Source organism: Kitasatospora sp. Ki12, from assembly GCF_054601375.1.
Genome location: NZ_BAAIHT010000003.1, coordinates 82,088 through 104,131, shown reverse-complemented (window position 1 = coordinate 104,131; position 22,044 = coordinate 82,088). Strand labels below are relative to the sequence as shown.

General features: G+C 73.2%; 20 protein-coding genes. 12 read left to right on the top strand and 8 right to left on the bottom strand.

Going from position 1 to position 22,044, the window contains the following annotated elements; all coding sequences use genetic code 11:
• Nucleotides 1–150: 150 nt before the first annotated feature.
• The 5 genes from ACYP53_RS31255 to ACYP53_RS31235 all read left to right on the top strand — a co-directional run bounded on the left by ACYP53_RS31255 (nt 151) and on the right by ACYP53_RS31235 (nt 6,054).
• Entirely contained in the window at nt 151–2,148 is a 1,998-nt protein-coding gene (locus ACYP53_RS31255; protein WP_459649915.1) for a ricin-type beta-trefoil lectin domain protein, read from the top strand.
• Nucleotides 2,149–2,389: 241 nt separating this feature from the next.
• Nucleotides 2,390–3,262 carry an SIS domain-containing protein gene (locus ACYP53_RS31250; RefSeq protein ID WP_459649914.1) on the top strand — a complete coding sequence of 291 codons (873 nt, stop codon included), beginning with the start codon at nt 2,390–2,392 and terminating at the stop codon, nt 3,260–3,262.
• 34 nt (nt 3,263–3,296) lie between these two features.
• Nucleotides 3,297–4,259: an ROK family protein gene (locus ACYP53_RS31245; protein ID WP_459649913.1), complete on the top strand. Its 963-nt coding sequence runs from the start codon at nt 3,297–3,299 to the stop codon at nt 4,257–4,259.
• Nucleotides 4,256–5,200 carry a 1-phosphofructokinase family hexose kinase gene (locus ACYP53_RS31240; protein WP_459649912.1) on the top strand — a complete coding sequence of 315 codons (945 nt, stop codon included), beginning with the start codon at nt 4,256–4,258 and terminating at the stop codon, nt 5,198–5,200. Before ACYP53_RS31245 ends, ACYP53_RS31240 begins: the two co-directional genes overlap by 4 nt.
• Complete coding sequence (locus tag ACYP53_RS31235) at nt 5,191–6,054, top strand: class II fructose-bisphosphate aldolase (protein WP_459649911.1); 864 nt, start codon at nt 5,191–5,193, stop codon at nt 6,052–6,054. Before ACYP53_RS31240 ends, ACYP53_RS31235 begins: the two co-directional genes overlap by 10 nt.
• A 42-nt stretch (nt 6,055–6,096) precedes the next feature.
• On the opposite strand, the gene ACYP53_RS31230 is transcribed toward ACYP53_RS31235, so the two are convergent.
• Nucleotides 6,097–6,882: a DeoR/GlpR family DNA-binding transcription regulator gene (locus ACYP53_RS31230; RefSeq protein ID WP_189926698.1), complete on the bottom strand. Its 786-nt coding sequence runs from the start codon at nt 6,880–6,882 to the stop codon at nt 6,097–6,099.
• A gap of 202 nt (nt 6,883–7,084) precedes the next feature.
• Here ACYP53_RS31230 and ACYP53_RS31225 point away from each other — a divergent pair, with 202 nt between their 5' ends.
• Nucleotides 7,085–8,305, top strand: coding sequence for an IS30 family transposase (locus tag ACYP53_RS31225; RefSeq protein ID WP_459649910.1), 1,221 nt, complete (start codon nt 7,085–7,087; stop codon nt 8,303–8,305).
• A gap of 28 nt (nt 8,306–8,333) precedes the next feature.
• On the opposite strand, the gene ACYP53_RS31220 is transcribed toward ACYP53_RS31225, so the two are convergent.
• On the bottom strand, nt 8,334–8,999 hold the full coding sequence (locus tag ACYP53_RS31220) for a TetR family transcriptional regulator (protein ID WP_459649909.1): 666 nt from the start codon (nt 8,997–8,999) through the stop codon (nt 8,334–8,336).
• A gap of 131 nt (nt 9,000–9,130) precedes the next feature.
• On the opposite strand from ACYP53_RS31220, the gene ACYP53_RS31215 reads away from it, so the two are divergent.
• The 3 genes from ACYP53_RS31215 to ACYP53_RS31205 all read left to right on the top strand — a co-directional run bounded on the left by ACYP53_RS31215 (nt 9,131) and on the right by ACYP53_RS31205 (nt 12,785).
• Nucleotides 9,131–10,402 (top strand): MFS transporter, encoded by a 1,272-nt coding sequence (locus ACYP53_RS31215; protein WP_459649908.1) that lies wholly within the window; start codon nt 9,131–9,133, stop codon nt 10,400–10,402.
• A gap of 71 nt (nt 10,403–10,473) precedes the next feature.
• Nucleotides 10,474–11,673, top strand: coding sequence for a glycoside hydrolase family 1 protein (locus ACYP53_RS31210; RefSeq protein WP_189926692.1), 1,200 nt, complete (start codon nt 10,474–10,476; stop codon nt 11,671–11,673).
• 197 nt (nt 11,674–11,870) lie between these two features.
• Nucleotides 11,871–12,785 carry an alpha/beta hydrolase fold domain-containing protein gene (locus ACYP53_RS31205; protein WP_459649907.1) on the top strand — a complete coding sequence of 305 codons (915 nt, stop codon included), beginning with the start codon at nt 11,871–11,873 and terminating at the stop codon, nt 12,783–12,785.
• A gap of 15 nt (nt 12,786–12,800) precedes the next feature.
• Here ACYP53_RS31205 and ACYP53_RS31200 read toward each other — a convergent pair whose 3' ends face one another.
• Nucleotides 12,801–13,226, bottom strand: coding sequence for a DUF3592 domain-containing protein (locus ACYP53_RS31200; RefSeq protein ID WP_189926688.1), 426 nt, complete (start codon nt 13,224–13,226; stop codon nt 12,801–12,803).
• A 98-nt stretch (nt 13,227–13,324) separates the two neighbouring features.
• Nucleotides 13,325–13,723, bottom strand: coding sequence for a YybH family protein (locus ACYP53_RS31195; RefSeq protein WP_189926686.1), 399 nt, complete (start codon nt 13,721–13,723; stop codon nt 13,325–13,327).
• A 141-nt stretch (nt 13,724–13,864) separates the two neighbouring features.
• Between ACYP53_RS31195 and ACYP53_RS31190 the strand changes: the two genes are divergently transcribed.
• Nucleotides 13,865–14,791 carry an AraC family transcriptional regulator gene (locus tag ACYP53_RS31190; RefSeq protein ID WP_459649906.1) on the top strand — a complete coding sequence of 309 codons (927 nt, stop codon included), beginning with the start codon at nt 13,865–13,867 and terminating at the stop codon, nt 14,789–14,791.
• 175 nt (nt 14,792–14,966) lie between these two features.
• Nucleotides 14,967–15,644: an SEL1-like repeat protein gene (locus ACYP53_RS31185; RefSeq protein WP_189926682.1), complete on the top strand. Its 678-nt coding sequence runs from the start codon at nt 14,967–14,969 to the stop codon at nt 15,642–15,644.
• Between the two features lie 178 nt (nt 15,645–15,822).
• Here ACYP53_RS31185 and ACYP53_RS31180 read toward each other — a convergent pair whose 3' ends face one another.
• The 3 genes from ACYP53_RS31180 to ACYP53_RS31170 all read right to left on the bottom strand — a co-directional run bounded on the left by ACYP53_RS31180 (nt 15,823) and on the right by ACYP53_RS31170 (nt 18,799).
• Nucleotides 15,823–16,209 carry a VOC family protein gene (locus ACYP53_RS31180; protein WP_229929311.1) on the bottom strand — a complete coding sequence of 129 codons (387 nt, stop codon included), beginning with the start codon at nt 16,207–16,209 and terminating at the stop codon, nt 15,823–15,825.
• Nucleotides 16,210–16,348: 139 nt separating this feature from the next.
• On the bottom strand, nt 16,349–17,503 hold the full coding sequence (locus tag ACYP53_RS31175; protein ID WP_459649905.1) for a methyltransferase: 1,155 nt from the start codon (nt 17,501–17,503) through the stop codon (nt 16,349–16,351).
• Nucleotides 17,504–17,965: 462 nt separating this feature from the next.
• A complete protein-coding gene (locus ACYP53_RS31170; protein WP_459649904.1) occupies nt 17,966–18,799 on the bottom strand; it encodes a class I SAM-dependent methyltransferase in 834 nt (277 codons plus the stop codon).
• Nucleotides 18,800–19,181: 382 nt separating this feature from the next.
• On the opposite strand from ACYP53_RS31170, the gene ACYP53_RS31165 reads away from it, so the two are divergent.
• On the top strand, nt 19,182–19,961 hold the full coding sequence (locus ACYP53_RS31165; protein ID WP_459649903.1) for a methyltransferase domain-containing protein: 780 nt from the start codon (nt 19,182–19,184) through the stop codon (nt 19,959–19,961).
• Between the two features lie 107 nt (nt 19,962–20,068).
• Here the strand turns inward: ACYP53_RS31165 and ACYP53_RS31160 are convergent, their stop codons facing one another.
• Nucleotides 20,069–21,586 carry an MFS transporter gene (locus ACYP53_RS31160; protein ID WP_459649902.1) on the bottom strand — a complete coding sequence of 506 codons (1,518 nt, stop codon included), beginning with the start codon at nt 21,584–21,586 and terminating at the stop codon, nt 20,069–20,071.
• Nucleotides 21,587–22,044: the final 458 nt, after the last annotated feature.

Here is a 22,044-nt window from a genome sequence, read left to right as displayed (position 1 = left end):
CGTTGCGGTCGAGATGTCGGGATGCCGGGTGGTCGACAGAACCCTTGACGGCCGCTGCCGGTGCGCACGAAGCTGTGCCGCACGTGATTGAAGATGCTTGATCAATCGGTGATCAGATCAGATTCAATCAGATGCGGAAGAGACCCCACCATGACCAAACGCATCCTGAACCGGGCCGCGCCCCTGCTGCTCAGCGCCGCGCTGGCCGTCACCGGCTCCGTCCTCACGGCTCCCGCGGCCCGGGCGAACGACGGCGTGAACCAGGCGGCCGCCAACCACTCGTCCGTCGCCTCGCCGAACGGGCCGATCGCCGCCACCCCGCCGATGGGCTTCAACAACTGGGCCCGTACCGAGTGCCGGCCGCAGGCCCCGCTCGACGGCTCCCCGCAGAGCGGCTACTCCTTCCAGCAGTACATGGAGGACAACGCCAAGGGCCTGTCGGACGCCGGCCTGATCGCGGCCGGCTACCAGACCGTCACCGTCGACGACTGCTGGATGTACCGCAACAGCTCCGGCTACCTGCACGGCGGGCTCAACTGGGGCTCCCGGACCGACGTCCGCGACACCGCCAAGCAGCCCGGTTTCGACTACGAGCTGACTGCCTACGGCGACTACCTGCACAGCCTGGGCGCCAGGTTCGGCATCTACGAGACCTCCGGCACCCACACCTGCTCGACCGTCGCCCCGACCTCGCCCAACCTCGCCAACGGCAGCGAGTACCACGAGCAAGCCGACGCCGACTCCTTCGTCAGCTGGGGCGTCGACACGCTCAAGTACGACAACTGCGGTACCGCGGAGCCGATCCGGACCCTCGACACCCGGATGTCGAACGCGCTGGACACCGCCGTCACCGACGCCGTCAACGGCGGCAGGCCGACGCCGAACGTCACGTTCAACATCTCCGCCCCGGCCGGCCTGACCAACGGCCCGGGCAAGTTCGCCGCGATGAACTGGGTGCGCCCGCTCGGCCAGCTGTGGCGGGTCGGCCCGGACATCTTCAACGACCGGGACAACGGCGCCACCGATCCGTGGAACCAGCCGCTGGGCGTCCAGTCCTCGTACAACTTCGGCGCGTACCAGAGCTTCGACTCCACCCTGGAGCTCAGCCGCTACCAGGGCCCCGGCAACTGGAACGACGCCGACATGCTGCTGATCGGCGACAACGGCATGACCACCGCCGAGGAGCGCAGCCAGATGTCGCTGTTCTCGGCGCTCGCCGCGCCGCTGGTGATCTCCACGGACGCCCGCAAGTTCGAACCGGCCTACCTCGCCGCGCACCCGGCCGAGGCCGACCACCTGAAGGCCTCCGTCGCGATCCTCGGCAACAACGAGGTCATCGCCGTCGACCAGGACCCGCTGGGCGCCGGCGGTTACCGCGTCTCGGGTGGCGGCGCCAACGCCGACGGCACACCCGCGGTGAGCAGCGGCATCGACGTCGTGGTCAAGCCGCTCGTGGACGGCAGCCGGGCCGTGGTGGTGCTCAACAAGGGTGCCTCCGCCGCGAACTACACGCTCGACCTGAACGCCATCGGCTTCGCCCCGGCGGGCGGCGGCTTCACCGTCCGTGACCTGTGGGCGCACAGCACCAGCAGCTCGGCCGGCACCGTCGCGCTCACCGTCGGTTCGCACGACAGCGCGATGCTCAGGATCGCCCCGCCGAGCGGCGGCGGCTTCACCCCGCGCGGCCAGATCACCGTCTCGCGCAACAACTGGGGCAAGGCCTCGCTCTGCCTGGACAACTACCAGTCCCGTACGGTCGACACCGCCGTCGACGTCTACCCCTGTTCCGGCGGCTCCAACCAGCAGTGGCAGCTGAACGCCGACGGTTCGATCCGGCTCCTCCAGACCGGCACCTCCAACCTCTGCCTGACCGCGCGGAGTTCCGCCTCCACCGGTGTCATCAACGGCCAGTCGGGCCAGTGGGTCGGGGTCGCTCCCTGCGGCTCGGCGCCCGGCTACCAGAGCTGGACGTACAACCGGGACGGCAACCTCAAGCTCGCCGGCACCACCCAGTGCCTCGACGTCCACGCCGGTACGACGACGACCAACGGAACCCCGGTCGACCTCTACGGCTGCGGCGCCGCTCCCGACGCGATCCAGACCAACCAGACCTGGGCCGCTCCGTTCAGCGCCCCGCCCGGGGCTTGACCTCGGGCCGACCGGCCTGCCCGGCCCTCCCGGCCTGACCGGCCTTCCCTGCCCGCCCTTCGTGACCGTCCGTTCCCCGGCGGTCACGAAGGGCGGGATTTCTGCGCGTTCTTGCGCAATCTTGCGCGCAAGGACTATAAACGAATCAGCTTCAATCATTCGCGTGCTGCGGGCCGCCGCGAACCGCGCGAACCGCGCGAACCGCCGCGAACGCCTTCAACCCCCCTTGCAGGAGGACACCGTGACCCACGTCGCCGACGAGATCGCCAGCCAGCCGCAGTGCTGGCGCCGTGCGCTGGACCTTGCCCCGCCCGGGCTGCCCGAGCCCGGTGAGCGCGTGGCCGTGCTGGGCTGCGGAACGTCGCTGTACATCGCCCAGGCCTACGCCGCGCTGCGCGAGGGTGCGGCCCTGGGGGAGACCGACGCCTTCGCCGCCTCCGAGTTCCCCGTCGACCGCGGCTACGACCGGGTCCTGGCGATCAGCCGCTCCGGCACCACGACCGAGGTGCTCGCCGCGCTCACCCGGGCCGCCGGCACCCCGACGACGGCCCTCACCGGCGCCCCGGCCACACCGATCAGCGCCGCCGCCACCACGGTGGTCGACCTGGGGTTCGCCGACGAGAAGTCCGTCGTGCAGACCCGCTTCGCCACCACGGCCCTCGTCCTGCTGCGCGCCCACCTCGGGGCCGTCCCGGCCGATCTGCCCGAGCAGGCCGAGCGTGCCCTGCTCGACCCGCTGCCCGAAGGCGCCACCGAGGCGCTGCAGTTCACCTTCCTCGGCACCGGCTGGACGGTCGGCCTGGCCAACGAGGCCGCGCTCAAGCTCCGTGAGGCCTCCGGCAGTTGGACCGAGTCCTACCCGGCGATGGAGTACCGGCACGGTCCGATCAGCGTCAGCGGGCCCGGCGGCGTCGTGTGGTTCTTCGGCGAGCCGCCAGCGGGCCTGCTGGAGCAGGTCCTCGCGACCGGAGCCGCCGCCTCGGTCTCGCCGCTGGACCCGCTGGCCGACCTGGTCCGCGCCCAGCGCCTCGCCGTGGACCTCGCCACCGCCCGCGGCCTGGACCCCGACCGGCCGCGCAACCTGACCCGCTCGATCATCCTGACCGCATCGTGACCGGGCTAGGAGACGGCACGAACGGCGGTGTGACATGACGGTCATCGCACTCGACGTCGGCGGCACCCAGATCAAGGCGGGCGTGCTGGCCGAGGACGGCTCCCTGATCCACGGCGAGCGCCGGCTCACCCGCGCCGAACGCGGTCCGGACGCCGTCCTGGACACCGTCCTGGCCTGCGCCGTCGACCTGGCCGGGCGGTACGCGCCGACGGCGGCGGGCATCGCGGTGCCGGGCATCGTCGACGAGGCGTCGGGAACGTCCGTGTTCGCCGCCAACCTCGGCTGGCGGCAGGTGCCCGTGCGCGACTGGCTGGAGGAGGCGCTGGAACTCCCGGTCGCCTTCGGCCACGACGTCCGCGCCGGCGGGCTGGCCGAAGCCCGGCTCGGAGCGGGCCGGGGCTGTGGCTCCTTCCTGTTCGTCCCGGTCGGCACCGGCATCGCCTCGGCGATCGTGCTCGACGGAGAGGTCCTGACCGGCCGGGGCAGCGCCGGAGAGCTCGGCCACCTCACGGTGCGGCCCGAAGGGGAGCGGTGCCCCTGCGGCGGCCGCGGCTGCCTGGAGACCGTCGCCTCGGCCTCGGCCATCGCCCGCCGCTACGGCGCCGCCACCGGGGCGGTCGGCGTCAGCGCCGAGGACGTCCGACGGCGCGCCGAATCCGGTGACGCCGTCGCGGCCGCGGTGTGGCGCGAGGCCGTCGACGCACTCGCCGACGGCCTGATCGCCGCCGTCACCCTCCTCGACCCCGAGCGCATCGTCGTCGGAGGCGGCCTGGCCCGCGCCGGAGCCCCGTACTTCGACCCGCTGCGGGCCGCCCTGGCCGAACGCTCGACCTTCCGGACGGCGCCGCCGATCGTCCCGGCGGAACTCGGGCACCAGGCCGGATGCCTCGGGGCCGCCCTGCTCGCCCAGGACCTCGACGGGGCCCGGAGGCCCGCGACCAGGGCTCGGCGGAGCCACCCGATACGTCGTCAGACCGGGTACGGGGTCGACGGATGATCCTGACCGTCACGCTGAACGCCGCGCTCGACGTCACCTACCGGCTCGACCGGCTCCGCCCGCACGCGAGCAACCGGGTGCGTGAGACGGCAGCGCGGGCCGGCGGCAAGGGCGTCAACGTCTCCCGGGTCCTGCACACCCTCGGCCACGACACCGTCGTCACCGGCCTGGTCGGCGGACCGACCGGCGCGGCCCTGCGAGCGGAACTCGCCGGGGCCGGGATCGCCGATCGACTGGTCCCGATCGCGGGCGAGAGCCGCCGGACGGTGGCCGTCGTGGACGAGGAACAGGGCGACACCACCGTCCTGCTGGAACCCGGGCCGGTGGTCACCGTGGCCGAATGGGCGCTCTTCCTCGACCGGTACGACGAACTGGTCACCCGGGCCGAGGCCGTCGTGCTCTCCGGCAGCCTCCCCGGTGGCATCCCCACCGATGCCTACGCCGTCCTGATCCGTCTGGCCCGTGCCCGCCGTGTGCCCGCCCTCCTCGACGCCGACGGCGAAGCCCTGCGCGCCGCCCTCGCCGAGGCACCCGCCGTCGTCAAGCCCAACGCCCACGAGCTCGCCGCGGTCAGCGGCACCGACGATCCCCGCGCGGGTGCCGAGGCGCTGCGCGCGGCGGGCGCCCGGGCCGTGGTCGCCTCCCTCGGTCCGGCCGGACTCATCGCCTGCACGCCGCAGGGCAGTTGGGCCGCCCGCCCGCCCGAGGCGATCGCCGGCAACCCCACCGGCGCCGGTGACGCGGCGGTCGCCGCCCTCGCCCTGGGCCTGGTCGCCGGAACACCGTGGCCCGAGCGGCTAACCCAGGCCGTGGCCCTGTCCGCCGCCGCCGTCGCCGCGCCCCTGGCCGGCGACTTCGACCCCGCCGTCCACCGCCGTCTGCTCGGCCGCGTGGCCGCCGAGCACCTCCCCGCACGCACTGGAGAATCCCCATGCCCCTGACCGGCACCGGGCGGATCGTCACCGCCGCCAGCAAGGACGGACGCGGCGTCGGCGCGTTCAACGTCATCCAGCTCGAACACGCCCAGGCCATCGTCGCGGGCGCCGAGGCCGCCGGGGCACCGGTGATCCTCCAGCTCAGCGAGAACGCCGTCCGCTACCACGGCGGACTCGGCCCGATCGGCGCCGCGGTCCTCGCCGTCGCCGAGTCCGCCCGGGTGCCGGTCGCCGTCCACCTGGACCACGCCACCTCCGCGGACCTGGTCCACCAGGCCGTCGAACTGGGCTTCTCCTCGGTCATGTTCGACGCCTCCGTGCTCCCCTACGCGGAGAACGTCCGGACCACCGCCGAGGTCGTCGCCCACTGCCACGAGGCCGGGGTGTGGGTGGAGGCCGAACTCGGCGAGGTCGGCGGCAAGGACGGCGTGCACGCCCCCGGCGCCCGCACCGACCCGGCCGAGGCGGCCGCCTTCACCGCCGCGACGGGGGTCGACGCCCTCGCCGTCGCCGTCGGCACCTCACACGCCATGCTCACCCGCGACGCGGCACTCGACTTCGAGCTGATCGGCTCCCTGCGGGCCGCCGTTCCCGTCCCGCTGGTCCTGCACGGCTCCTCCGGCGTCGCCGACGAGGACCTCACCGCCGCCGTGGAGGCCGGCATGACCAAGGTCAACATCGCCACCCACCTCAACCAGGTCCTCACCACCGCCGTGCGCGAGGCGCTCACCGGCGACCCGCGCCTCGTCGACACCCGCCGCTACCTCGGAGCCGGACGCTCGGCCGTCGCCGCCGAGGTCGCCCGGCTCCTCGACGTGCTCAGGGCATCCCGCCGGGGCGGCGCCGTGCACACCTTCTGAGGGCGGTGCCCGGGCCCCGCCGTGCCCGCGGAGCTTCGCGCCCTAGGCGCGCAGGACCTCGACGCCCTGCCCGCCGAGCTGCTCGACCAGCTCGTCCGGGGCGCCCTTGTCGGTGACCAGGACCGCGATCTCGCTGGTGGCGCAGACCTGGGCGAAGGCCCGGTGGCCGAGCTTGGTGGAGTCGGCGACCACGATCACCTTCTCCGCCCGCTCGGCCATCGCCCGGTTTGCGCTGGCCTCGCCCTCGTCGTGGGCGGTGGCGCCGTACTTCGGGTCGAACGCGTTCACCCCGAGGATCGCGTAGTCCAGCGAGAGCCCCTGGAGCAGCGTGGTGGCCAGTGGCCCGGTCAGTTCGTACGAGCTGGGCCGGGCCACGCCACCGGTGACCACGGTCTTCACATAGGGCCGGACGGCCAGCTCATGGGCGATGTTGATGGCGTTGGTGACCACGGTCAGCGCGGTGCCGTGGGGGTGGTCGGCGAGGTCGGCCCGGGTGGCGAGCTCGCGGGCGACCTCCGACGTCGTCGTGCCGCCGTTCAGGCCGACCACCGCCCCCGGCCGGACCAGGCCCGCCGCGGCCCGGGCGATCCGGTGCTTCTCGTCCGCCTGACGCGCGGTCTTGTAGCGCAGCGGAAGATCGTACGCGACTCCGCTCAGCACCGCGCCACCCCGCGTGCGGGTGAGCAGCTGCTGGCGGGCCAGCTCCTCCATGTCGCGGCGGACCGTGGCCAGGGAGACGCCCAGCAGCTCCGCGGCCTCCGCGACCTCGATCCGGCCCTGCTCGCCCAGGATCTCCAGCAGCCGCGTCCACCGCTCGTGCGTGCTCATCGCCATTCCTCCGTCTCGTGCCGGGGGCGAGCGTATCGCGGCCGGACCTGGGTGATCACGTCCGGACGGTCTGCGCGCTCGGGACCGGATCGGCCCCTTCCGAGCACCGGCGATCAGGACGACGGCTCACGGCTGCGCGGGCGGCCCGCCCTCGCCCTTAGGTTCTAGGGATCGTCGCAACACCCCAGCTCAAGGGGTAGCGATGGATTTTGAGATTCGAGACCGGTCTGTGAATCAGGGCTGCCGGGCGCTGGCGGAGGAACGGCGTGCGTACCTTCAGCTCGTGGAGCAAGGCGCGAGCAACAAGGAAGCGTGTCGGATCGTTGGGATCAACTCCCGGACGGGGCGGCGGTGGCGTAACGGCCGCGCCCCGTCCGGCAGTGACGGGGGAGCACTGCCGATCACGGCTCCGCCGCCCGTCGCACTGTCTGGTCCTTCCCGCTACCTCCGGGAGGACGAGCGGATCCATATCACCGATCGGCTGCGCGAGAAGGCGACCGTGCGGGCGATCGCCGCGGAGCTGGGCCGCAGCCCGTCCACGATCAGCCGCGAGATCCGCCGCAACCGCCACCCGGGCAACGGTCAGTACCGACCGCACGCGGCCCAGGCCCGTGCGGACGCCCGCCGGCCACGGCCCAAGCCCGCCAAGATCGGGCAGAACCCGGAACTGCGGGAGTTCATCCAGCACCGCCTGGACAAGAAGTGGAGTCCGGAGCAGATCTGCCAGGCTCTGCGGGACACCTTTCCCGAGCGGCCGGAGATGCACGTGGTCCACGAGACGGTCTACCAGGCCCTCTACGTCCAAGGACGGGGCGAACTGCGCCGTGAGCTGGCCGCCGCCCTGCGCTCGGGCCGGGCCCGGCGCAAGCCGCACCGGCAGGCTGCCTGCCGCCAGCCCAGGTTCGCCACCCCGATGGTCATGATCAGCGAACGCCCGGCCGAGGCCGAGGACCGGGCGGTTCCCGGCCACTGGGAAGGCGACCTGATCATCGGCAAGGACGGCGCCTCCGCGATCGGCACGCTCGTCGAGCGGGCCACCCGCTACGTGATGCTCCTGCACCTGCCCAACGGCCGCACGGCCGAGCACGTGCGCGACGCCCTCGTCGAGACCGTCCAGACGCTGCCCGCCCATCTGGTGCGCTCGCTGACCTGGGACCAAGGCAGCGAGATGGCCGCCCACGGCTCGTTCACCGTCGCCACCGGCATCCCGGTCTACTTCTGCGACCCGGCCAGCCCCTGGCAGCGCGGCTCGAACGAGAACACCAACGGCCTGCTGCGACAGTACTTCCCCAAAGGCACCGACCTCGCGGTCCACGACCCGGAGCACCTGGCCTTCGTCGCCGCCGAACTCAACGGCCGCCCACGCAAAACGCTCGGCTGGGACACCCCAGCCGAGCGCCTGCATAAACTCATCGCAGCCTGACCAAACCGACTACGTGTTGCAACGACCGCTAGAAACCGCCGCCAGGAGCGGTCGGACCGCCGAGGACCGGCAGCAGCGCGTCGCGGAGCCGGGCGAGGTCGGCGGCCATGTCGATCGAGGGGTCGAGGAGCCACTGGAGTTGCAGGCCGTCCGTGGCGGCGAGCAGGATGCGGGCCGCCCAGTCGGCACGGTCGTCCGGTCCGGCCGGCGCGGGTTCGGTCGCGGCTCGGCCCGCCGTGGACGCGTCGGACGTCATCGCCTCGGAGGCGGACGCCTCGGCCGTGATCGCATCGGACAGGCGTTGCCGCAGGATCCGGTACCGCTCGGTGAAGAACTCGTGCGCCGGGTGCTCCGGCTCGGCGGCCGCCGCCGCCAGGTCCACGAAGAGCTTGACCAGGCCCGGCGTGGCGGCGTTGTCCGTCAGCATCTCCGGGTTCCAGAGCGCCTCACGGTCGCTGCCGTAGCGTTCGGCGGCGGCGATGTCCCGGGCTTCGAGGACGGCGGTGAGCAGGGCCTCGCGGCTGCCGAAGTGGTGCAGCACGCCCGCGTCCGTCAGCCCCGCCCGCTCGGCGATGTCCTTCACCGACACGCCCCGGGTGCCTGCCTCCGCGTAGGCCGCCAGCGCGGCATCGAGGATCAGCTGTCGTTTCGCCGCGCTCTTCGCGTAGGGGCCCCGGCGGCCGCGTGTAGTCACCCGATCACTCTAGGGCCTGTTCTTTGAAAACCTTGCTTCGCTAAGTTTTGGATCGTACGGTGGCAGGACCGGGCGGTGCCCACACACCCGCCCCGCACCCCCCATCACCAGCGCAGTGAAGGAGCCTGGCGATGTCCGATCTCCCCCTGTCAGCCCCTACGGTCGTGCTCGAAGCCACGAGGATCACCTCGGAGGCGTCACAGCCCTCGCGGATCCACCGCCTCGGGCCCGTCCTGCTCCTGGCGCACTTCGGCTGGCTGCTGCCGGCCGCCGCCGGCGCGACCCTGATCCAGGCCCTGCTCTCCCGGCTCGACGACCACGCGAAACTCGCCGACTACGCCGCCCTGAGCGGCATCGGAGCCGTGGCCGCGATGCTCGCCAACATCGTGTTCGGCACGCTCTCCGACTACACCCGCTCCCGCTTCGGCCGTCGGAACCCGTGGATCCTCGGCGGTGGCCTCGTCGCGGCCGCATCGCTCGGCGCGATGTCGCTCGCCCACGGGTTCGCCGCGCTGGTGGCGGAATGGCTGGTGTTCCAGATCGCGCTGAACGCCTTCCTCGGCCCACTGATCGCGATCCTCCCGGACCGGGTCGGCCGGGCCGACCTGGGCAAGGCGTCCTCGTACGTCGGCGCCGGCCAACTCCTCGCGCAGAGCCTCGGCGGTGTGGTGGCCGGCTTCTTCCTCGCCGTCCCTGCCTCCGGGCTGCGCTGGCTGCCGTGGACCCTCGCCGCGGCCGCCGTCCTGGTCTTCGCCCTCGCCCCCGAACGCTCCAACCGGGACCAGCCCCGGGAGCGGTTCTCCCCGGCACGCTTCCTGCGATCCCTCCTGCCACCGGCCGACGCGGACTTCGCCCGGGCCCTGGTCGGCCGTTTCCTCGGCATCCTGAGTCTGGCGATCGTGCTGCTGTACCAGCTCTACACCCTCACCGACTACCTGCACCTGGACACCCCGGCCGCCGGGCGGGCGATCGCCACGGGGGGCCTCGTCACCGCGATCGCCTCCGTCGCCGCCATCGCGGTCTCCGGCCCGCTCTCCGACCGGTGGGGACGGCGCAAGGCCCTCGTGATCGCCGCCTCGCTGATCATGGGCGCTGCGGTGCTGCCCCTGGCCCTCGCCCCGTCGCTGTGGGCGTACTACGCCTTCATGGCCGTCGGCGGTCTCGGCTACGGCGCCTACATCGCCGTCGACCAAGCCCTGATGGCCGAGGTCCTGCCCGACCACGCGCACCGCGCCAAGGACCTCGGCATCCTCAACCTCGCCAACACCGCTCCGCAGATCGCCGCCCCGCTGATCGCCCTCGCCGTCGTGCCCGCCTTCGGCTTCCGCGCGCTCTTCGCCGTCGCGGCTCTCAGCGCGGTCGCCGGAGCCCTGTGCATCGGGCCGATCCGCCGCGTGCGCTGAGCGACGCGCCACGGACCGCACGCCGCTGACCGGGCCCCAACGCCCTCCCTCGCCCCCCGAAAGGCCCTCTCATGTTCGCCAACGCCGCAGGCATGCCGTTCCCGGACGAATTCCTCTTCGGAGCCTCCACCTCCGCCCACCAGACCGAGGGCGGCAACACCAACAGCGACTGGTGGCAGCTGGAACACCGCGACGGCTCACCCGCCGAGCCCAGCGGTGACGCCGCCGACAGCTACCACCGCTGGCCCGTCGACATGGACCTGCTCGCCGAACTCGGCTTCACCGACTACCGGTTCAGCATCGAGTGGGCGCGCATCGAGCCCGCGGCGGGCCACTTCTCCCGGGCCGCCCTCGCCCACTACCGCCGCATGGTCGAGGGGGCGCTGGAACGGGGACTGCGGCCGATGGTCACCCTGCACCACTTCACCTTGCCGCGCTGGTTCGCCGAACGCGGCGGCTGGCTGGCCCCGGACGCCGCCGAGCGCTTCGCCCGCTACGTGGCCGCGACCGCCCCGGTCATCGGCGAGGGCGTGCGGCACGTGTGCACCATCAACGAACCCAACATCCTCGCCGCCCTCGGATCACCCACCGCCACCTGGGGCGAGCATCCGCCGCCCGGGCTGCCGCTGCCCGATCCGGACCTGGTCGCCGCACTCATCGAGGCCCATCGGGCCGCCGTCCTCGCGGTGAAGGCGATCTCGCCGGAGATCCAGGTCGGCTGGTCGGTGGCCAACCAGGTCTACCAAGCCGTTCCGGGGGCGGAGACCGTCGCGGACGCCTACCGCCGACCGCGCGAGGACGTCTTCCTGGAGGCCGCCCGAGCCGACGACTGGATCGGCGTCCAGGCCTACACCCGTACCCGCATCGGCCACGACGGCCCGCTCCCCGTACCCGAGGAGGCCGAACGCACCCTCACCGGTTGGGAGTTCTACCCGGGAGCGCTGGGCGAGGCGCTGCGCCACACCGCCGACGTGGTCGGCGACGTCCCGATCATCGTCACCGAGAACGGCATCGCCACCCGCGACGACGACCGCCGTGTCTCCTACGCCCGCCACGCGCTGGACGACCTGGCGCAGGCGCTCGCCGACGGCCTCGACATCCGTGGCTACCTGCACCGGAGCGCCCTCGACACCTATGAATGGGGCTCCTACCGCCCCACCTTCGGCCTGATCGCCGTCGACCCCACGACCTTCCTCCGCGTCCCCAAGCCCTCCGCCCGCTGGCTCGGCCGCATCGCGCGCCGCGGCGTCCTCCCGTGGGCCGCCCTCTGATCGGCGGCGTCCGGTGCGGTGTCGGCATGGTGTCCGGCGCAGCGTCCGGGGCCGCGGCCCGCACGGCGTCGGCACGGTGCCCGGCGCGGTGTCCGGGAAGGTACGACACGCCTGCCCTCGATGCCGCCTCCCTCCGAGCGGGGAGCGACGATCCGAGAAACCCTGAAGAGGCCCCACGTCAGATGAGGAGAGACCCGATGTCCGACGAATCCGCGGTCCAGGCCGGGGCCCCGCTCCTGCCGCCGCTGGCGCCCGCGGTCGCCGCGAACGGTGTCCGCCGCCACGAAGGCGTCACCTACGCCAGGACCCCCGGCTACCGCCCCCGCCTGCTCGACCTCCACCTGCCCGCCACCGGGGGGCCGTGGCCCGTCGTCGTCTGGATCCACGGCGGCGGCTGGGCCGACGGCGACCGCCGCTACCCGCCGCCCACCCTCCCCGCCGAACTCCTCTTCGGCTCCCTCACCGACGCGGGCCTCGCCGTGGCCACCATCGACTACCGGCACAGCCTCGAAGCCACCTTCCCCGCGCAGCTCCACGACGTCCGCGCCGCGATCCGTTACCTGCGCCACTTCGCCGACGACCTCGGCCTCGACCCGGCTCGCCTCGCCCTCTGGGGAGAGTCGGCCGGCGCCCACCTCGCCGTACTCGCCGCACTCGCCCCGCCCGTGACCACGGACGGCATCGGCCTCGACGGCCAGGAGGGCGTCACCGCCGCCGACAGCGGTTCCCTCCGCGCGGTCGTCGACTGGTACGGCCCCGCCGACCTCGTGTCGGCCGCCGCCGCGTTCCCCGCCGTCCTGGCCCTGCCCCCGATCGGCAACCCGATGACCGCCCTGATCGGCGGGGAACCCGACGAACGGCCCGAGCTGGTCCGCGCCGCCAGCCCCAGCACCTACGCGGACCACGCCGGCCCGCCCTTCCTGATCATCCACGGCACGGCGGACCAGGTCGTCCCGCACAGCCAGAGCGAACTCCTCGCGGACCTCCTCCGGCCCCACACCAGCGTCGAACTGGTCACCGTCCCCGGTGCGGACCACATCTTCGTCGGCGCCGACATCGAACCGCTGGTCGCCCGCAGCGTCGCCTTCCTCGCCGACCACCTGGTGGGCTGAGACCCGCCCGGTCCGTCAGCGCGGGGGAACCGGCGAGGTGGGGATCACCCCGGTCATGATGAGCAGGGGGACGAGGATGAAGACCGTGCCGACGAGGGACCCCAGGACCGGCGTCTTCCAGTTCACCATCCCGGCGAACACCCGGACCCGGTCCGGACGGTCCGGCGGGTAGCAGAGCACCACCTCGCTGCCCGGCGGGCAGGGCCGCGCGAGGTACACCTGTGCCTCGCGCCAGTCCCCGCCCTCCGGGTCGTGGAAGCGGACGGCTCCCCGCCAGGCGGACCGGCCCCTGCCCGCGGGCTCCCGGGAGCAGCCGAGCACACGGCCGAGGACCTTCGTACCCTTGCGGGCACGGACGTGCCCGACGGTGCTGCGTGCCGCGGCGACCAACACGCCGACGCCCGCGATCATCATCAGCCACAGTCCGCCGTTCCCGGCCATTCCCCGCCCCTGTCCTCGTTCCACGCGCAGTCGGGTCATGCTACGGCGGGCCCCCGCGGCGGGCGGACCCGCCCACCGCGGACTCAGGCGGTGCCGACTCAGGCGGTGCCGAGCGGGTTGAGCAGGGTGAAGCGCCAGCCGCCGTCGGCGCCACGGCGGGCGACGTTGGCGGTGGTGCCGGTCGGAGCGAGCCGGCCCCCGCCGGGTCCGTCGACCTCCAGGGTCCAGTCGGTGACCAGGAGGGCGGTGTCCGCGCCGACCAGGGCGAGCCGAGAGACGTTCGTCAGCCTGCCGCGGGCGGTGACGGTCCCGCCGATCTCCGCGCGCAGCGCCTCGGAGCCGGTGATCTGCTCGCCCGTGACCGTGCGCATGCCCGCGCCGGGGGCGAACAGGGCCAGCACGCCGTCGACGTCCCCGGCGTTCAGGGCGTCCTGGAACAGGACCGGCAGCTCGGCGGGATCGGTGACGACAGGAGAAACAGGAGACACGGGAGACATGTGACGGGTCCTCAATTCACGAGACGGAGGTGACCGGACCGGCCTTCCGGCGCGGCGCCCGGTGCGGGCACCGGCCGTCCGGCCGTGACTCCACGATGGCCCGGCGGCCGTCTGCCGGACGAGGTAAGGTCCGGACCTGACATGGTCGAAAATGGACAGCGGGATGTCATCGACATCGCCTACGACAACCCCGACCGGCACCACGCCGGGATCGAGGTGCTGACCTACAGCGCGCTGAAGCGGCGTCTGAAGAGCTCGGTCGCCCGCCGGCCGAGCCGTCTGGACTTCCACCAACTCATGCTGGTGCGCGGCGGCGAGGGCACCGCGATGGTCGATTTCGCCGCGCACCCGTGCACGCCCGGCACGCTTCTGCACCTGCGGCCCGGCCAGGTGCAGCGCCTGCCGACCGACGTGAACGGCCACCCCGCCGACCTCGACGCCGTCCTGCTCCTGTTCACCGGGCACTTCCCTCCGCCACTGCCCATGACCCGCGACGTGCTCGACGCCTTCGGCCCCGTCTCACGGCCACTGCCACCCGAGGAGTTCGACGCCTTCGACCGCGCCCTGACCGAACTGGCCACCGAATACCGGACGCTGCGCGACGAACGGACCACCGGTCCGGCCCCGCCCGTCGACGCGGAGCTGACCACGGCCTTGCTGCGCCAGCTCCTCGGCGCACTGCTGATCCGCATGGCGCGCCTTCCGGACCCGTCGGGCCGCCCCGCCCCGGCCACTCCCGGCTCGGCGCTCCACCTCGCCTTCCGGCGCGAGCTGGAGCGCTCCTACACGGCCACCCGCTCCGTCGAGGACTACGCCGCGCTGCTCGGCTACTCCCCGCGAACCCTGACCCGCGCCTGCCTGACCGTCACCGGCCGCACCGCCAAGCAACTCGCCGACGCCCGGGTCGCCCTGCAGGCGCAGCGGCTGCTCGCCCACACGGACCTGCCGGTGGCCGCGATCGGCCGTGCGCTCGGCTTCACCGAGGCCACCAACTTCGGCAAGTTCTTCACGCGTGAGACCGGCCGTACCCCGGGCGACTTCCGCCGCGCCCAGCGCTCGACCGGGTGAACGCGTCCGCCGACGGTTCCGGACGGCCCGGGGCCCGGGCCACGGAGGTGAACAAGCCCGGCGCCCGGGCACCGTCTGCCGGCGACAGGTGCTGCGAGCAGACGGTGAGACGTGCCGTGTTCCAGGAACCATCCAGGTCACTTGGCCGGCCGGCAGCTCTGGCAAGATCGCCGGCATGATATTTCGCCGCCTTCACCTCACCAGGAGCAAGGACCGCGGTCCGCTCGTAGGGCCGCCGTCCGGCTCGCCGGACGAGGGGACCGATGACGCGGCGGCCCCTGGAGCCGAGATCGAACTCGACGCCGACGGGCGGGTCACCCCGGAGTCGTTGGCGGCCGTCCGGGCAGACGCCGAGCGGGGCCTGCCGGTGGCGATGGCCAACTACGGGGCGGCGTTGCACGCGGAGGGTGACCAGGCCGGAGCGCTGCACTGGTACACCAGGTCCTGGGAGGCCGGGAACGTCGTCGCCGGCTTCAACCTCGGCACGCTGCACCAGACGGCCGGGAACCGGCACCAGGCCCGGCTCGTCTGGGAGCAGGTCGCCACCCGCGGCGATGTCGACGCCATGCTGGGCCTGGTCAGGCTGGCCTTCGAGCAGGACGACCGGCCGACGATCGAGCGCTGGGTGCCACGGATCTACGCCCAGGACCAGGCCTTCCCGATCACCGCGGTCGGAGTCGCCTTCGGCGAGCGCGGCTTCACCGCAGAGGCCCTCCGCGCCTTCACCATCGCCGGGGACCTGGGCGACGCGTACGCCATGGAGTACCGGGCGGAGATCCTCGAAGCCCGTGGCGAGCACGAGCAGGCCGCCGCCCTCCGGGCCCGCGCGGCCGAGGCCGAGCGCCTGTACTGACCAGGGCGGGCTCTCCGGGCCCGCCGGGAACGCCGGGAACGTCCGGGCTCTCCGGGAACGTCCGGTCAGACGGGTCAGGCTCAGCGATGGGCGGGGTCTTCTGCTGACCGCCTCCCGCCCGGGTCGGTGGGCCCGGGCGGGACGCGGTCGCCGCGATGTCGGTGAGGGCGGGCGGGTGTCACGTGGTGGTGCGTTCGTTCACGCAGAGGATGTTGCCTTCGCTGTCCTTGAACCAGGCGGCGCGCATGCCGTCGGCCTCGGCGATGCCGTTCACGGTCGTCAGGCCGGGGAAGTCGTAGTCCTCGAACGTGACGCCGCGGCTGCGTAGCGCTTCCATCTCGCTGTCGAGGTCGGCGACCTTGAAGCTGGCGAGCGTGTGGGCGGCCTGGCCGCCGCTGGGTGTCTCATAGACGCCGAACTCAGTGCTACCGCATTGGAAGGTGAGCTCCTGGGGCTTCTCGTCGGTGAGCTTCAGGCCGAGGGTGTCGGTGTAGAACGCCTTCGCGCGGGCCAGATCGGCAGCTGGGATGATGGCTATCAGGGGTGCGTCTCCAAGCATGTCCATCGCCTCCTACCACCAGGCTAGGTACGTTGGCGCGGAGCTGCCCGGGGAAGCGAGGTGCCGGACCGGGCTGGGTCCCGCGGGGCGTGCGCCCACAGGTGGGACGGTCGGCTCCGCGGTGTGTGCGGCGGGTGGCGGGGTGCTACGCGGGCGCGAGCCGCCAGAGCGAGGTGACCTCGCCGGCGCGGGCGTGGTGGAGGGGGTTCGATCGGTCGGTGGCGGTGGCCCGTGGGTGACGGGGCCTGGTGTCGAGGCGGCCGGTGACGCGCAGGCCGGCCCGGGAGACCGCGCAGAGGAGGTCGGCGCGGGTGCGCAGCCCGAGGTGTTCGGCCAGGTCGGAGAGGATGAGCCAGCCCTCGCCGCCGGGCAGCAAACGGTCGGCCAGGCCGTCGAGGAAGCCGTGGAGCATCCGGTTGTCCCGGTCGTACACGCCCTGGTCGAGGGTGGAGGCGGGCCGGCCGGGGAGCCACGGGGGATTGCAGACGACCAGGGCGGTCCGGTCGGCGCCCGGTGGGTAGAGGGTGGTACCGGCGGTCTCGATGCGGTCGGCGACACCCAGTCGGCGGGCGTTGTCGCGGGCGCAGGCGAGCGCCCTGGGGTTGGTGTCGGTGGCCAGGACCCGGCGGAGGCCGCGCCGGGCGAGGACGGCGGCGAGCACGCCGGTGCCGGTGCCGAGGTCGTGGGCGGTGGGGTGGGTGAGGGCGGCCGGTGGCAGCGGTGCCCTGGCGACGAGGTCGACGTACTCGCCGCGGACCGGGGCGAAGACCCCGTAGTGGGGGTGGATGCGGGCGCCGAGTGCGGGGACCTCGACGCCCCGGACGCGCCACTGGTGGGCGCCGATCACCCCGAGGAGCTCGCGCAGGGACACGATTCTGTTGTCAAGGAGCGGTCCGTAGGCTGCCAGACCGGCCTCGCGGACGTCGGGTGCCCGGTCGAGCCTGACGCGGTGGTCCGTGTCGAGCGGCACCAACAGCATGCCGAGGACACGCGCCTGGCGGGCGCGCTCGCGGCGGTGCCTGCGGAAGGCCTCGGCCGGGGAGTCGGGGACGGATCGGGGTCGGGGCCGCTCGGCGCGGCGGCGCATGGCGTGCAGGAGGCGGAGCGCGTCGGGGTAGGCGCCCTGCCAGAGCAGGGCGGTGCCCTCGCAGGCGAGCCGGTAGGCGGCCTCGGCGCGCAGGGAGTCGTCGGCGGCGATCAGACGGCGTGGTGGGGGCGTGCCGTTCTCGCTGTGCCAGGTGGCGGGCAGGGCGGAGAGAGCGAACGGGGCGGTGGTGATGGGCCGGTGGGTGTCGGACACCGGGGCTCCTCGTGGTCGAACGTGCGGGGGGCACGAAGAGCACTTCGACGAGGAGGTGAGCAGCAGCTGCGCCGAGCGGTGGCGTCGCCGGAACAACAGGCCGGATTACCGGAGGACGTCAGGCCGGGTGCGGCTCACGCGTCGAAGCGCGAGCCGGGGTGTCACCGAGCACGAGGCCCGGCACAGCTGCCGATGGTATGCCGCTGGTCATGGCGGGCCTCCCTTCCTGAACGCGCTGGTCCTGCACGGTTGTTCGTACGCTTTCACAGCGCGTGGTCGGTTCGCAACCGATTTATCACCGGCCCCGCGGCCGTCCGTCCCGCACGCGCTCCAGGACCCCCGCGCCGAACAGTTCGTACAGCGGAAGGGTGTCCGGCTGGACGTAGCCGATGTGGCAGGAACGGACAGGACAGCGCGAGCGCGGCCGGGCGGGCCGGCGGGGGCGGCCCGGTCCCGCAGGACTCAGGGCACGCGGGCGATCAGGACGGGCTGGAAGAACCCGGTGTCGGCGGGCAGCTTCCACTCGGTCCCGGAGAAGCCCGCCTCCACGGCGAAGGCGGTCAACTGGGCCTGGGTGATGGCCCAGTAGGTGGAGCGGTGGACGTCGACCTGCCACTGCCCGGCGTCGTCCGGCCGCATCTGGAACAGCTCCAGGTCGTACCGCTCGCCGTCCTCGTGCCACTGCCAGAGCTGGAAGACGACGGACCGTCGCCCGTCCCGTTCGGTGGTCTGCGGCGGGGTGGCGGACGGCCGGCTGCGGCGCAGCTCGTCGTACGGGCGGGTGGTGAGCAGCAGCAGGCCGCCCGGGCGCAGGACGCGGCGCATTTCGCCGAGGGCGGCCAGTACGTCCTCGGGGGTGAGGAGGTGGGGCAGCGCGTTGTCGGCGCACACGACGACGTCGAAGCGGCCGTCCGGAAAGGGCAGTTGCCGCATGTCGGCGGCCGCGGTGGCGAGGTGGAGCCCGCGCTGGACAGCCTCGACGGCGGCGCGGCCGGCGGCCACGGGGCTGAGGTCGGTACCGGTGACCCGGTGTCCGAGCCCGGCGAGCCCGATCGCCTGGGTGCCGATACCGCAGGCGCAGTCCAGTACCTCGGTGGCGCCGTCGCCGGGGCGGTCGGGGAGCCGGTCACCGGCCCGGTCATCCGTGCGGTCACGGGGCCGGTCACCGAGCCGGTCGCGGATCAGGGCGTCCAGCGCGGCGCCCTGACGGGCGACGGAGGCTTCCCAGTCGGCGTAGAGGAGGTGGTAGCCGGCCGCGAAGTCGTCGTAGAACCGGGCGATCGGGGAGCTCGTCATGCCGCTATCCTCGCGGAGCCCACGGGCGAGGGGGCGGGAATCCACCGGTCGCATCGTCGAGCCGGGCGGCCGGGCGGCCGGGCGGCCGGGCAGCCGGGCAGCCGGAAAGCCGAGAGCCGGCAGCCGGGAACCAGGAGAGCCCAGGGGAGGGCGGACGGGTGGAGCAGCCGGTCGAAATGCCCCAAGGGTCCTGGTGGGACCGGGACGTCGTCTCCTGGTTCCAGGGCGAGCTGCGACGGGCCGCCGGGCCGCCGGGCCGCCGGGAGCACGGAGCTGAGGGCCGGGCTGGTGCTGCGCCACGGGCCCGGCACGGCGCCCGCCGGCCTCCCACGCGGCACGGAATCCGGTGGCCGTACGGTGCCGCCGCCGGGATGATGCGGGCATGCGCACCTTCGAAGAGCTGATCGCCGAGGCCGAGGCCGTGTCCGTGGACGGCTGGGACTTCTCCTGGCTGGACGGCCGGGCCACCGAGGAACGCCCGTCCTGGGGCTACCAGCGGTTGCTGTCCGAGCGGCTGGCCACGGTGGCGTCGGCCCTGGACATCCAGACCGGCGGCGGCGAGGTGCTGGCCGGTGCCCTGCGGCTGGCGGAGCCGCGGGGTTGGCTCCCGCCCGTGGTGGCGGCCACCGAGTCCTGGCCGCCGAACCTCGCCCGCGCGACGCGGCTGCTCCACCCGCTGGGCGCACTGGTCGTGGCGGACCAGGACGAGCCGCCGCTGCCGTTCGCCGACGAGGCCTTCGAACTCGTCAGCAGCCGGCACCCGGTACGGGCGTGGTGGACGGAGATCGCCCGGGTGCTGCGGCCCGGCGGCAGCTACTTCGCCCAGCACGTGGGACCGGCCTCTGTGTTCGAGCTGGTCGAGTACTTCCTCGGTCCGCTGCCGGAGGCCCGGGAGGGCCGCCGCCCCGATGTCGAGAGCGCCGAGGCCCGGGAGGCGGGGCTGGAGGTGGTCGACCTGCGCTCCGAGCGGCTGCGGATGGAGTTCCGCGACATCGGCGCGGTGGTGTACTTCCTGCGCAAGGTGATCTGGATGGTCCCGGGCTTCACCGTGACCGCGCACCTCGACCGGCTGCGCGAGCTGGACGCGCGGATCCGTGCCGAGGGGCCGTTCGTGGCCCACTCGGCACGGTTCCTGATCGAGGCGCGGAAGCCGAAGCCGTAGCGGAAGCCGGAGCCGTAGCGGAAGCCGTAGCCGGAGCCGTAGCGACTGAACCGTCGAGACCCGGGGGGAGCGCCCCAGGGCACCGCAGCCGAGGCGCCGTCGCGGCCTCAGGCCTCCTGGCGGTCGATCTGGTTCTCCCGGACCAGCCAGAGCGCGAGGGCGGCGCCCACGAGACTGACCACCCCGCCGAGCAGCAGCACGATGTTGAGGCCGTCCAGGAAGCCGGCCCGGGCGGCCGCCTCGGCCGCCGCCCGGGCCGGCTCGGGGAGTGCGGCGAGTGCCTGCGGCAGGCTGCCGGAGGAGGCGGCCTCGATCAGCTCGCGCGGTCGGGCCCCCTCCGCGATCGGCGTGCCCGCCGTCAATTCGCGGACCTTGTGGGCGCCCCGGCCGACGAAGATCGCCCCCCAGACGGCGATGCCGACCGCGATGCCGACCTGCCGGAAGGTGTCGTTGATGCCCGCCGCCATGCCGCTCCTCTCCTTGGGCACCACGCTCACCGCGACGTCGGCGATCACCGGGTTGATCAGGCCGACGCCCGCGCCGCCGACCAGGAACCCGGCCAGCAGGCCGGTCCAGGTGTCCCCGGGCTGGACGTCGCCCATCAGGAGCATGCCCGCGCCGACGGCGATCAGGCCGACGCAGAGCATCAGCCGCGCCGGCACCCTGGAGAGCAGGGCCCCGGCCACCGGTGCCACGAAGAAGCTCAGCACCGTGATCGGCAGGTACCGCACGCCGGCCGCGAACGGGGAGAGCCCGAGGTAGTTCTGCAGGTACAGGGTCAGGTAGAGGAAGAGCGCGAACAGGGAGCTGGAGACCGCGAACGCGGCCAGCTGCACACCGGTGAACGCGTGCAGGCGGAACAGCCCGAGCGGCAGCATCGGCTCCGGGACACGGAGTTCGACCAGCACGAAGACGATCAGGAGGACGGCGGCGGCGGTGAACAGCCCCACGATCAGCGGGCTTCCCCAGCCCTCGGTGTTGCCCCGTACCAGGGCGAGCACCAGCAGGAACAGGCCGGTGCTGAAGGCCGCGACCCCGGCCCAGTCGATCCGGGTGGCGTTCGGGTCGCGGCTCTCCGCCAGCTTGAGGTAGGTGACGGCCAGGGCGGCGGCCCCGATCGGCACGTTGACGTAGAAGATCCACTCCCAGCCGAGCGAGTCCGTGAGCGCCCCGCCGATCAGTGGTCCTACGGCGACGGCCATCCCGATGGTCGCCCCGTAGATGCCCATCGCGGTGCCGCGCTCGCGGCCGGGCGGGAACTCCTGGGCGACCAGGGCGAGTGAGACCGCGAACATCACCGCGCCGCCCACCCCCTGCACGGCGCGGGAGACGTTGAGGAAGAGCGGGCTCGGCGCCAGTGCGCAGAGCAGCGAGGCGCCGGAGAAGATCACCAGCCCCGCGGCGAAGGCCCGGCGGCGCCCGAGCCGGTCGGCCAGCGAACCGGCCGTCAGCACCAGGGCGGCCAGCGAGAGGGCGTAGGCGTCGAACACCCACTGCAGGTCGGTGAAGCTCGCGCCCAGGTCCTTGCGGATGGACGGGAGGGCGACATTGACCACCGTGATGTCGAGCAGCAGCATGAACGTCGCGACCGAGACCGCGATCAGCGTCCACCACTTGCGTTGCACCGCTGTCGGTCTCCTTCGGGGGGATGGCGTACGGCCGCCGGCCGCCGGCCGCGGTTCGGCGGCGGTGCGGTCGACCGTACGCAACGCCCTCGCCCGAACCGGGGCCGACACGGCCGGACGCGCCGAGGGAGGCCCTGTCCGGCGCAGGTCCGAGGCCGGACCGGAGAGACGGCGAACCTTGCGCACTCCCTTGACGGATTAAGTTACCTTCCTTAACTTGATCCCCGCTCCCCATCTCCCGTCCTCCCCATCTCCCGTCCTCCCCATCTCCCGTCCTCCCCATCTCCCGTCCTCCCCATCTCCCGTCCTCCCCATCTCCCGTCCTCCCCATCTCCCGTCCTCCCATCTCCCGTCCTCCCCATCTCCCGTCCTCCCCATCTCCCGTCCTCCCCATCTCCCGTCCTCCCCATCTCCCGTCCTCCCCATCTCCCGTCCTCCCCGCTCCTCCCCGCTCCGCT

Bases quoted from the DNA above. Each gene is read 5' to 3' on its own strand.
- ACYP53_RS31190 (WP_459649906.1), top strand. From the start codon at position 13,865: ATGGTCGAAAATGGACAGCGGGATGTCATCGACATCGCCTACGACAAC.
- ACYP53_RS31180 (WP_229929311.1), bottom strand. From the start codon at position 16,209: ATGGACATGCTTGGAGACGCACCCCTGATAGCCATCATCCCAGCTGCC.
- ACYP53_RS31235 (WP_459649911.1), top strand. From the start codon at position 5,191: ATGCCCCTGACCGGCACCGGGCGGATCGTCACCGCCGCCAGCAAGGAC.
- ACYP53_RS31255 (WP_459649915.1), top strand. From the start codon at position 151: ATGACCAAACGCATCCTGAACCGGGCCGCGCCCCTGCTGCTCAGCGCC.
- ACYP53_RS31200 (WP_189926688.1), bottom strand. From the start codon at position 13,226: ATGGCCGGGAACGGCGGACTGTGGCTGATGATGATCGCGGGCGTCGGC.
- ACYP53_RS31195 (WP_189926686.1), bottom strand. From the start codon at position 13,723: ATGTCTCCCGTGTCTCCTGTTTCTCCTGTCGTCACCGATCCCGCCGAG.
- ACYP53_RS31165 (WP_459649903.1), top strand. From the start codon at position 19,182: ATGCGCACCTTCGAAGAGCTGATCGCCGAGGCCGAGGCCGTGTCCGTG.
- ACYP53_RS31245 (WP_459649913.1), top strand. From the start codon at position 3,297: ATGACGGTCATCGCACTCGACGTCGGCGGCACCCAGATCAAGGCGGGC.
- ACYP53_RS31205 (WP_459649907.1), top strand. From the start codon at position 11,871: ATGTCCGACGAATCCGCGGTCCAGGCCGGGGCCCCGCTCCTGCCGCCG.
- ACYP53_RS31225 (WP_459649910.1), top strand. From the start codon at position 7,085: ATGGATTTTGAGATTCGAGACCGGTCTGTGAATCAGGGCTGCCGGGCG.
- ACYP53_RS31230 (WP_189926698.1), bottom strand. From the start codon at position 6,882: ATGAGCACGCACGAGCGGTGGACGCGGCTGCTGGAGATCCTGGGCGAG.
- ACYP53_RS31170 (WP_459649904.1), bottom strand. From the start codon at position 18,799: ATGACGAGCTCCCCGATCGCCCGGTTCTACGACGACTTCGCGGCCGGC.
- ACYP53_RS31210 (WP_189926692.1), top strand. From the start codon at position 10,474: ATGTTCGCCAACGCCGCAGGCATGCCGTTCCCGGACGAATTCCTCTTC.
- ACYP53_RS31240 (WP_459649912.1), top strand. From the start codon at position 4,256: ATGATCCTGACCGTCACGCTGAACGCCGCGCTCGACGTCACCTACCGG.
- ACYP53_RS31185 (WP_189926682.1), top strand. From the start codon at position 14,967: ATGATATTTCGCCGCCTTCACCTCACCAGGAGCAAGGACCGCGGTCCG.
- ACYP53_RS31215 (WP_459649908.1), top strand. From the start codon at position 9,131: ATGTCCGATCTCCCCCTGTCAGCCCCTACGGTCGTGCTCGAAGCCACG.